This window comes from Nocardiopsis sp. TNDT3 (genome assembly GCF_003427465.1).
Lineage (GTDB): Bacteria > Actinomycetota > Actinomycetes > Streptosporangiales > Streptosporangiaceae > Nocardiopsis > Nocardiopsis dassonvillei.
This window is the reverse complement of the sequence record NZ_QPFC01000105.1, coordinates 1-9,851: the sequence shown is the minus strand read 5'-3', so window position 1 is coordinate 9,851 and position 9,851 is coordinate 1. Positions and strand designations below refer to the sequence as shown.

At 72.6% G+C, this 9,851-nt stretch carries 6 protein-coding genes and 1 pseudogene; 4 read left to right on the top strand and 3 right to left on the bottom strand.

Annotated elements, in window-relative coordinates:
• A pseudogene (locus DQW06_RS02995) lies at window positions 1–672 on the top strand (pyridine nucleotide-disulfide oxidoreductase); the annotation flags it as partial.
• A 287-nt stretch (window positions 673–959) separates the two neighbouring features.
• On the opposite strand, the gene DQW06_RS02990 reads toward DQW06_RS02995, so the two are convergent.
• Together DQW06_RS02990 and DQW06_RS02985 are read right to left on the bottom strand one after the other, a co-directional pair.
• Window positions 960–2,399 (bottom strand): TrkH family potassium uptake protein, encoded by a 1,440-nt coding sequence (locus DQW06_RS02990; RefSeq protein WP_117197918.1) that lies wholly within the window; start codon window positions 2,397–2,399, stop codon window positions 960–962.
• Complete coding sequence (locus tag DQW06_RS02985) at window positions 2,396–3,160, bottom strand: response regulator (RefSeq protein ID WP_013152669.1); 765 nt, start codon at window positions 3,158–3,160, stop codon at window positions 2,396–2,398. The genes DQW06_RS02990 and DQW06_RS02985 overlap by 4 nt, the downstream gene beginning before the upstream one ends.
• 278 nt (window positions 3,161–3,438) lie before the next feature.
• On the opposite strand from DQW06_RS02985, the gene DQW06_RS02980 reads away from it, so the two are divergent.
• The gene (locus DQW06_RS02980) at window positions 3,439–5,973 is read left to right on the top strand and encodes a DUF4118 domain-containing protein (protein WP_117197917.1); all 2,535 of its coding nucleotides are present in this window, start codon (window positions 3,439–3,441) and stop codon (window positions 5,971–5,973) included.
• Window positions 5,974–6,010: 37 nt separating this feature from the next.
• Here the strand turns inward: DQW06_RS02980 and DQW06_RS02975 are convergent, their stop codons facing one another.
• Window positions 6,011–6,811 carry a FadR/GntR family transcriptional regulator gene (locus DQW06_RS02975; RefSeq protein ID WP_117197916.1) on the bottom strand — a complete coding sequence of 267 codons (801 nt, stop codon included), beginning with the start codon at window positions 6,809–6,811 and terminating at the stop codon, window positions 6,011–6,013.
• A gap of 362 nt (window positions 6,812–7,173) precedes the next feature.
• Here DQW06_RS02975 and DQW06_RS02970 point away from each other — a divergent pair, with 362 nt between their 5' ends.
• Complete coding sequence (locus tag DQW06_RS02970; protein ID WP_117197915.1) at window positions 7,174–8,307, top strand: PLP-dependent aspartate aminotransferase family protein; 1,134 nt, start codon at window positions 7,174–7,176, stop codon at window positions 8,305–8,307.
• Window positions 8,308–8,342: 35 nt separating this feature from the next.
• Entirely contained in the window at window positions 8,343–9,791 is a 1,449-nt protein-coding gene (nhaC, locus tag DQW06_RS02965; protein ID WP_117197914.1) for a Na+/H+ antiporter NhaC, read from the top strand.
• Window positions 9,792–9,851: the final 60 nt, after the last annotated feature.

Sequence of the window (9,851 nt, the reverse complement as noted above, 5' to 3'; positions counted from 1 at the left end):
TGGCGGGCGCCCCACGTCCCCGACGTCGCGGGCCGGGGGCTGTTCGCGGGCAGGCAGCTGCACACGGTCGGCTACCGGGGGCCGGAGGAGTTCGCCGGGCAGCGGGTCGTGGTCGTGGGCGGCGGCAACTCCGCGGCCCAGATCCTCGCCGAACTGTCCGAGGTGGCCGAGACCACCTGGGCCACCGCGCGCCCGCCCCGGTTCCTGCCCGACGACCTGGACGGGCGCGCCCTGTTCGGCGTCGCCACCCGCGCGCAGCGGGCGGCGCAGCGGGGCGAGGAGGCCCCCGAGGGAGTCGGTGATCTGGGGGACATCGTGGTGGTGCCGACGGTCCGCGAGGCGCGCGAGCGCGGCGCGCTCAAGGCCGAGCCGATGTTCGACCGCCTCACCCGCACCGGTGTGGCCTGGAACGACGGCACCTCCCTGGACTGCGACGCCGTCCTGTGGTGCACGGGGTTCCGGCCGGTGCTGGACCACCTGGCCCCGCTGGGGCTGGCGGACGGCCGTGGCCGGATCGCGCTGGAGGGGACCCGCTCCGTGGCCGAACCCCGGCTGTTCCTGCTGGGCTACGGGGACTGGACCGGTGCCGCGTCGGCCACCCTCATCGGCGCAGGGCGCACGGCCAAGGCCACCGTCGCCGAGATCACCGCCGCCCTCGCCCGGCGGGAGTAGGGATCGCGGCGCTCTCCGGAAAGGGTTGGGGGCCGCTGCCCTCCCCCGGCGAACGCCGCTTTGACAGCGGCGCGCGCCAGCGGCGTGACGCCGACCAGGGCGGGGCCACCGACCCTCAGGCCGTCGCGACCCGTGCGGGGCTCGAAGCCCCGCCGCCGGCGTGGCACCGGGCAGGAGCGGGGACGCGAACTCCGGCAGCCCGCACACCGCTGACCGTTCACCTCTGACCGCGCTCTGACCAGCGCCTACCGCTGAACGCTCACCGCTCACCGCTCACCGCTCACCGCTCAACCGACGATCGGCCGTTCCTCGGGCAGCTCGTACAGGCGGGGGCGGCGGCGCAGCGCCAGGGCCGAGGCCAGCGTGATCGGCCCGATCCTGCCCACGAACATCAAGAACATCAGCACCGCCTGCCCCAGCAGCGGCAGGTCGGCCGTGATGCCGGTGGACAGCCCGACCGTGGCGAAGGCCGACGTCGTCTCGAACAGGATCTGGTCCAGGGTGAACGGGGTGATCGTCATCAGCGTCAGCGTCCCCGCCAGCACCAGGCCCAGCGCCAGCAGCGCCACCGTGGTCGCCTGCGAGGTGGTGCCCTCGGCCAGGCGGCGGCCCGACACGTGGACCGTGGGCTCACCGCGCACGTTGGCGTAGACCACGAAGGCCAGCACGGCGAAGGTCGTCACCTTGATGCCCCCGGCCGTGCCCGCGCTGCCTCCCCCGACGAACATCAGGATGTCGGTGACCAGCAGCGTCTGGGTGTTCATCTGTCCGAAGTCGAGGCTGTTGAAGCCCGCCGTGCGCGGCATCACCGACTGGAAGAACGCGGTGAGCAGCTTCCCGCGCAGGTCGAGTCCGCCCATGGTCGCCGGATTGGACCACTCCAGGGCCAGGAAGGCCACGAACCCCACCACGAGCAGCAGCCCCGTCACCACCAGGGTGATCTTGGCGTGCAGCGTCCAGTGGCGGTGCTCGGCGCGGCGCCGGGTGAAGCGCCACAGCTCCACCCACACCGGGAACCCGAGCCCTCCGGCCAGGACCCCCAGGGCCACCGGGACCGTGATCCACGGGTCCTCGGCGAACCCCATGAGGCTGTCGGCGTAGAGCGCGAACCCGGCGTTGTTGAAGGCCGAGACGGCGTGGAAGACGCCCGTGTAGACGGCCTCGGGCAGGGACAGCCCGTACCCCAGCCACCAGCGCAGCGCCAGCGCCACGGCCAGGGCCGTCTCGAACACCACCGTCACCACGAGGACCCCGGTGACCAGCTGGCGCACCTCGCCCAGCGTGACCACCTTGGCCTCCGAGCCCGTGCGCACCGCCATCCGCAGCCCGAGCTGCCGCCCGACCACCAGGGTCAGGACGGTGGCCAGCGCCATGATGCCGAACCCGCCGACCTGGATCAGGGCCAGGATCACCGCCTCGCCCAGCCCCGACCAGTAGGAGGCGGTGTCCACCACCGCCAGGCCGGTCACGCTGGCCGCCGAGGTGGCGGTGAACAGGGCCGTGTCGAAGGGCGCCCGCTCCCCGGCCTCGGTGGCGGCGGGCAGGGACAGCAGGCCCGCGCCGACCAGGATCAGGGCGGCGAAGGCCGCCGCCGTGAGCTGCGGCGGCTTGATCCACCCGGACAGGTCGCGCAGCCTCCGGTCCGCGCGGGCACCGGCGCGGACCGGGATCCTCGGGACCCGTGGTGCCCGCGGGCCCGGCGGGTACTGCCCGGTTCCCGTTCTCACCGGCCGTTCTCCCGGCCTTCCGGTCCAGCGGCCCCTCCCCCGGCGACTCCACCGCCCGGCCGGAACCGGTAGCCCAGCCCGGGTTCGGTGAGGAAGTAGCGCGGCCGGGGCGGATCCGGCTCCAGGCGCTGGCGGATCTTGGTCATGAACACCCGCAGGTAGTTGGTCTCGCGCCCGTACGCGGGTCCCCACACCTCGTTGAGCAGGTGCTTGTGGGTGACCAGGCGGTCGGGGTTGCGCGCCAGGACCTCCACGATGTGCCACTGGCGCGGGGTCAGCCGCACGGGCTCGCCGCCGCGCAGGACCTGCTTGGCGGCCAGGTCCACCGTGAAGTCGGCGGTGTCCACCGCCGCCTCGTACTCGGGCACCGCGGAGCGGCGCATGGCCGCGCGCACCCGGGCGAACAGCTCGTCCATCCCGAAGGGCTTGATGACGTAGTCGTCGGCGCCCAGGTCCAGCGCCTGGACCTTCATGGGCTCGGTGTCGCGCCCCGAGAGCACGACCACCGGCACGTCCGTCCACCCGCGCAGCCCCCGCAGGACCTCCAGGCCGTCCATGCCGGACAGGCCCAGATCGAGCAGGAGCAGGTCGGGATGGTGGCGGGCCACCAACCGCAGCGCGTGCTCACCGGTGTCGGCGAGGTAGGCGGTGTAGCCGCGGGCCCGCAGGTTCACCTCCAGCGTCCTGCGGATGAGGGGGTCGTCGTCGACGACGAGGACCGAGGGCGCTCTGCCCGCGCCGGTGCCGGTGTCCTTGTCCATACTGGTCCGTGTCTCCCCTGTTCGGACGCCCCGGACGGGGCCTCGCGCTCACGATGCCAGACGCGCCGCGCCCGCGGGTCGCCGCGGCACGAGCGCCGTGTCCGCAGGTCGCGACGGCACCGGCGCCGCGACGACTCCGCGCGGTTGCGGCCGGCACGGGGGGAACGCTAACGCTCCCTTGGCAGCCCGAGGGCCGGATTTAGCGCCCTGTTAGCAGTGAAATGTCCGAAAACACCTCCGTGACCAGTCAGGATGGGGAGGCCGGAAGGGGGCACACGATGACACGCGGCCACTTGCGCGTCTACCTGGGCGCGGCGCCCGGTGTCGGCAAGACCTACCGGATGCTGGACGAGGCGCACCGTCGCCGCGACCGCGGCGCCGACGTGGTCATCGGGTTCGTGGAGAGCCACGGCCGGGCGATGACGGAGGCGATGGTGGACGACCTGGAAACCATCCCGCGCGCCGTCCTGACCCACCGCGGAACCCGCCTGGAGGAGATGGACCTGGACGCCGTGCTGGCCCGCCGTCCGCAGGTCGTCCTCGTGGACGACCTCGCGCACGCCAACGCCCCGGGTGCGCGCAACGCCCGGCGCTGGCAGGACATCGAGACCCTGCTGGAGGCGGGGATCACGGTGCTGTCCACACTCGACGTCCAGCACCTGGAGTCGCTCAACGACGTCGTGGAGCGCGTCACCGGCACCCGCCAGAGCGAGACCGTGCCCGACGCGTGGGTGCGCGGGGCCGACCAGATCGAACTGGTGGACATGACGCCCGAGGCCCTGCGGCGGCGGCTCGCGCACGGCAACGTCTACGGCCCCGACCGGATCGACGCCGCGCTGGGCCACCGGTTCCGGGCCGACACCCTGACCGCCCTGCGCGAGCTGGCGCTGCTGTGGCTGGCCGGGCGCGTGGACGACGAGCTCAGGCGCCACCGCGGCGAGCACCGCGCGGCCTCGGCCTGGCAGACCCGCGAACGCGTGGTCGTGGGCCTGAGCGGAGGCCCCGGCGGGGAGGCGCTCATCCGCCGGGCCGCCCGGATCGCGGGGCGCGGCAGGGGCGTCGAGCTGCTGGCCGTGCACGTGGCGCTCGGCGACGGCCCGGTGGGCGCCGACCCCGCCTTGCTCGCCCGGCAGCGGGTGCTGGTGGAGGACCTGGGCGGCACCTACCACCAGGTCCTGGGCGAGGACGTGCCCGCCGCGCTGACCGCGTTCGCCCAGGGGGTGGACGCCACCCAGCTGGTCCTGGGCGCGAGCGGGCGGGGCAGGCTCGCCCGCCTGCTGCGGCCGGGGGTGGGCGCGGCCACCGCGGCGCTGTCGGAGTCCATCGACGTCCACCTGGTCACCCTGGAGGAGGCCGAGCGCGGCTCCGGACGGGCCCGCTCGGGAGCGGTCTCGCGCCGCCGCAGGCTGGCGGGGTACGCGCTGGCGCTCACCGCGCTGGCGCTGCTGGTGTTCGGCACCGGCGTCCCCCACAGCGAGGAGTACCTCAGCGGCGGAATCCTGCTGGTGTTCGCCACCGTGACGGCGACGGCGCTGGTCGGCGGGCTGTGGCCCGCGCTGGCGGCGGCGTTCAGCGGGTTCGTGGTGCTCAACCTCTTCTTCACCGAGCCCTACGAGACGCTGGTGGTCAACCAGCCGGGCAACCTGCTCACCCTCGTGGTGTTCGTGTTCGTGGCCGTGGCGGTGAGCGTGGTGGTCGACAAGGCCGCCCGGCGCACCCGCGAGGCGGCGCGGGCCAGCGCCGAGGCCCAGACCCTGGCCACGGTGGCCGGAAGCGTGCTGCGGGGCTCGCGTCCCCTGGAGGCGCTGCTGGAGAGGCTGCGCGAGACCTTCTCCCTGGAGTCGGTCGCGCTGCTGGAGCGCAGGCCGCAGGCCTCCTCCCGGCCCGACCACCGCAACGACCCCTGCGCGTGGGAGGCGGTCGCCTCCGTCGGGGAGCTCCCCCACTCGGCCCCCGGCGGGGCCGACGTGGACGTCCCGGTGGACGAGGGGCTGACCCTGGTGCTGCACGGGCACCGGCCGCGCGCGGGCGAGCGGCGCATCATCGAGGCCTTCGCCGCGCAGGCCGCCGTCGCGCTGCGCCAGGAGCGGCTGGCCCAGGAGGCGGCCGCGGCCGGAACGCTGGCGGAGGCCGACCGGATGCGCACCGCGCTGCTGGCCGCGGTCAGCCACGACCTGCGGGCCCCCCTGGCCTCGGCCAAGGCGTCGGTGACCAGTCTGCGCAGCCGGGAGGTGCGCTTCAGCGAGGAGGTCCAGGCCGAACTGCTGGCCACGGCGGACGAGTCCCTGGACCGCCTGACCCGGCTGGTGACCGACCTGCTGGACATGAGCCGCCTCCAGGCGGGCGTGCTGGGCGTGACGGTCACGGGCCTGTCGCTGCGCGAGTCGGTGTTCGCGGTCCTGGACGACCTGGACGGACAGGGGCGCGCCGTGCGGGTGCGGGTGCCCGAGGAGCTGCCGGAGGTCGCGGCCGACCCCGGCCTGCTGGAGCGGGTGCTGGCCAACGTGGTGGGCAACGCCCTGCGCTTCAGCCCGCACGACCGGCCGCCCTCGGTCACCGCCTCCTGGACGGGCGACCAGGTGGAACTGCTGGTGGCCGACCACGGCCCCGGGGTGCCCGAGCACGAGCGCGAGCGCATGTTCGTGCCCTTCCAGCGGCTCGGGGACACCGACGCGGCGACGGGGCTCGGGCTGGGCCTGGCGCTCGCGCGCGGGCTCATGGAGGCCATGGGGGGCTCGCTGCTGCCCGAGACCACCCCGGGCGGCGGGCTGACGCTGCGCCTGGTGCTGCCCGTCGCGGGAGCGGCGGGTTAGGGCGCGCGCCACCGGGACGGCGGCGACCGGCGTCCCGTCAGTCCCGGCCCTCCGCTGCCGCGGGTTTGGGGCGGGTCTCGATCTCGCGCAGGGTGACCTGGAGGTGCTCCTCCATCGCCGCCACCGCGCGGGCGGGGTCGCCGCTCAGCACCGCCTCCAGGACCTCCTCGTGCTCGGTCGCGGACACCGCCGGGTCCTGCGCCGTGGCCAGGAACCGGCGGTGGCTCTGCTCGCGGCTGTCGGCCAGGGACCGTTCGAGCGCGTCCAGGATCTGGGTGAGGCTCCGGTTGCCCGAGGCCGAGATCAGGGCCTGGTGGAAGGCGAAGTCGGTGCGCACGCGGTTGGGCACGTCCAGGGGCGCGGCGCGCATGTCGGCGATGGCCTGGCGGGCCCGGGCGATGTCCTCGCGGGTCTGCTCCTCCTCCGGTCCGGCGATGCGCTGCGCGGCCAGCCGGGCGCCGTGCACCTCCAGCGCCTTGCGGATCTCGGTGAACTCCATCAGCGCCCGGCGGTCGCGCAGCACCGACAGGGCCACGAAGTTCTCCACCGGCAGGGCGTTGGGCGAGGCGATGACCGCGGGTTTGCCCTGGCGGCGGTGGATCAGGCCCTTGGCCTCCAGGGTCCTCAGGGCCTCGCGCAGCACGACCCGGCTCACGCCGAAGCGTTCGGCGAGTTCCTTCTCCGAGGGCAGCTGGCTGCCCGGCCGCGCGTCGGGACCCACGCACAGCTCCTCCACGAAGGCGACGACCTGCGAGGTCAGCGAGTTCGGCCGGGCGTGCCGCGGCTGGGACCGGCCCGCGAGCCCTTCGCCCTGGGTTCCCGGCGACGCTGATCCCATCGTGTACGCCTCGTCCTTCGCTGGAGGGATGTGCCGACTCCCCAGCGTACAGAGACCGGAACCCGCGGGCTGACCAGCACCACCCCATTGACTACTTAGCAGCTTGTACTACAAGATGACCGCACCGGCACGGGCCCCGCGTCGTCTCGACCGCGCGGCCCTGCCGTGAGCACGCGTGCGAGCGGTGTCGCCTGCCACGGGCGACCGCCGACCGCACCGACACGAGCGCGGGCACCGCCCGCACACGGGCGGCGACGGCGGGCGCGGCGGCGGGTCGGAAACCTCCCCCCACCGCACCCGCACGAGCGCGCCCACGAGCCGACCGGAGGGCAACGGTGGACAGGTCCGACAGGGAAATCTGCATGAGCGCGTGGGAGGGGGCGGAGAACGTCCACGGCGCGGTCGCCCCTCCGGTTTTCCAGACCAGCATTTTCACCAAACCCTCGTTCGAGGCGTTCATCCAGGAGCAGGAACAGGAACACGAGAGGTACGTCTACAGCCGCGGCGCCAATCCCACGGTGGCCTTTCTGGAGGAGAGGCTGGCCCTTCTGGAGCGCGGCGAGGCCTGTAAGTGCTTCGGTTCCGGAATGGGGGCCATCAGCGCCGTCCTGATGAGCCTGCTGCGCGGCGGGGACCACATCCTCTTCGTCAACAGCACCTACGGCCCGGCCCTGGAGATGGCCGAGCACCTGCGCGGTTTCGGCATCGACCACACCGTGCTGCCCGACGGCACGTCCGACATCGAGCCCCACCTGCGCGAGAACACGGCGCTGGTCTACGTCGAGAGCCCCGGGACCATGCGGATGAAGGTCCTGGACCTGGCCGCGATCACCCGGACCGCACGGGCCAGGGGCGTCTGGACCGTGATGGACAACACCTGGTCCACGCCGCTCTTCCAGAAGCCGATCCTGGCCGGGGTGGACATCGTCATCCACTCGTGCACCAAGTACATCGGCGGTCACAGCGACGTCCTGGGCGGGGCGGTGATCGGCCCGGCCTCCTTCGTGCGCGACCTCTTCTACACGGGGTTCCAGCTCCTGGGCTCGGTCATGTCGGCCGTCGAGGCGTCGATGGTGCTGCGCGGGCTGCGGACGCTGCCGATCAGGATGGCCGAGCACGAGCGCAGCGCCGTGCGGGTCATCGACTACCTGGCGACCCGGCCCGAGGTGGCGGCGATCCACCACCCCCACCACGACCACCGGCCCGACGACCCCCTGGTCAAGGACCAGTTCAGCGGTTTCTCCGGGCTGCTCAGTTTCGACCTGAAGGACGGTTCCTTCGAGAAGGTCGCGGCCTTCATCAACCGTCTTTCGCTGTTCCGGATCGGCGCGAGCTGGGGCGGTTACGAAAGCCTGGTCACCGCCCCCGTCCGGCCCGGAAACGAGGAGGCGTTGCGGGAGAGGGGATTCTCCCCCGGAATGGTCCGCCTCTCCGTGGGCCTGGAGGGGGCCGACAGCCAGATCGAGGATCTCGAAAGGGCCTTCACCGCACTGTAGAGGACCGAAAGCGGTCATCACCGAGAGGAAAGTAGATGGCTAACCCCCCGGACGAACACGTCCGCCGACCCGGCGTGGCGGCGGCGTGCGTCCCCGTGGTCATCACCGTCGCCATCCTGGTCGGCGGCATCGGCGTCCTGAAGTACCCCGCCGAGCTCATGCTCATCTTCGCGGGGGTGGTGTTCGCACTCTTCGCGCTCTGGCACGGCGTGCGCTGGGACGACGTGCTGACGAACATGGGCGACAAGCTCAGGAGCGCCCTGCCCGCGGTCCTGATCCTGCTGAGCATCGGCATGCTCATCGGCTCGTGGATGATCGCCGGGACGATCCCCCTCATGGTCTACTACGGCCTGGAGCTCATCAACCCGTCCTACCTGTACGTGCTGGCCTTCCTGGCCACCGCGCTGGTCTCCACCTTCACCGGCACCTCCTGGGGCTCGGGCGGCACGATCGGCGTCGCCCTGATCGGGGTGGCCCAGACGATGGACGTGTCGCTGGCGATCACGGCGGGCGCGGTCGTGTCCGGCGCCTACTTCGGGGACAAGCTCTCGCCGCTGTCGGACACCACCAACATGAGCTCGCTCGCGGCGGGCGCCAACCTCTACGAGCACATCCGGCACATGCTCTACACGGCCATGCCCTCGTCGGTGCTGGCCGCCGTCGTCTTCCTGCTCGCGGGCACCACCATCACCACCTCGTCCGCCGGTCTGGGCGGTATCGACGAGGTCGTCACCGAGCTGAACGAGCTGTTCACCCTCAACCCGCTGCTGCTGATCCCGGCGGTGGTCGTGCTCGCCGGGTCGATCATGCGCAAGCCTCCGCTGGTCGTGCTGTTCGCGTCGTCCATGACGGCGCTGCTGATCGCGCTGCTGGTCCAGGGGGCGAGCGTGGGCGACCTGTTCGCCTCGGTCGTCTCCGGCTTCACCACCGACATGCTGCCGCAGGGGGACGGGGTCTCCGACGTCCTGGCCGAGCTGGTGAACCGGGGCGGGCTGTACTCGATGTACAACTCGGCGTTCTTCGTCTTCTGCGCCTTCTTCTTCGCCTCGGCGCTGGAGAAGTCGGGCGTGCTGCGGGTCCTGCTGGAGGGGCTCATCGCCAGGCTGCGGTCCACAGGAAGCCTCATCCTCACCACCCTGCTCTCCGGCTTCACCATCATCAACGGCACCTCCAACGCGCTGGTGTCCTTCTTCCTGGTCAAGGACGTCTACGGCGACGCCTACCGGGCCAGGAACCTGCACCCGGTCAACCTGTCGCGCAGCATGGAGGACTCGGTCACGATCACCGAGGTGCTGATGCCCTGGACGGTGTCGGGCGTCTTCTTCGCCACCACCCTGGGCGTGGCCAACTTCGAGTTCCTGCCGTGGGCGGTGTTCAACTGGAGCGGTTTCCTGTTCTCCGCCCTGATCGCCTTCCTCGCGCCGCTGACCCGGGGTTTCGGCATCCGCCGCCTCGAACCGGAGCAGGAGCGCTCCACGACGTGAGCCCCGCCCGGGGCGGCCACGCGAAAGGGGAGCGGAGCACGTGCGGGGCACGTGCTCCGC

What these genes read in the sequence shown, in the direction of transcription:
- DQW06_RS02985 (WP_013152669.1), bottom strand. Translation starts at nt 3,160, where the DNA reads ATGGACAAGGACACCGGCACCGGCGCGGGCAGAGCGCCCTCGGTCCTC.
- DQW06_RS02980 (WP_117197917.1), top strand. Translation starts at nt 3,439, where the DNA reads ATGACACGCGGCCACTTGCGCGTCTACCTGGGCGCGGCGCCCGGTGTC.
- DQW06_RS02975 (WP_117197916.1), bottom strand. Translation starts at nt 6,811, where the DNA reads ATGGGATCAGCGTCGCCGGGAACCCAGGGCGAAGGGCTCGCGGGCCGG.
- DQW06_RS02970 (WP_117197915.1), top strand. Translation starts at nt 7,174, where the DNA reads ATGAGCGCGTGGGAGGGGGCGGAGAACGTCCACGGCGCGGTCGCCCCT.
- nhaC (WP_117197914.1), top strand. Translation starts at nt 8,343, where the DNA reads ATGGCTAACCCCCCGGACGAACACGTCCGCCGACCCGGCGTGGCGGCG.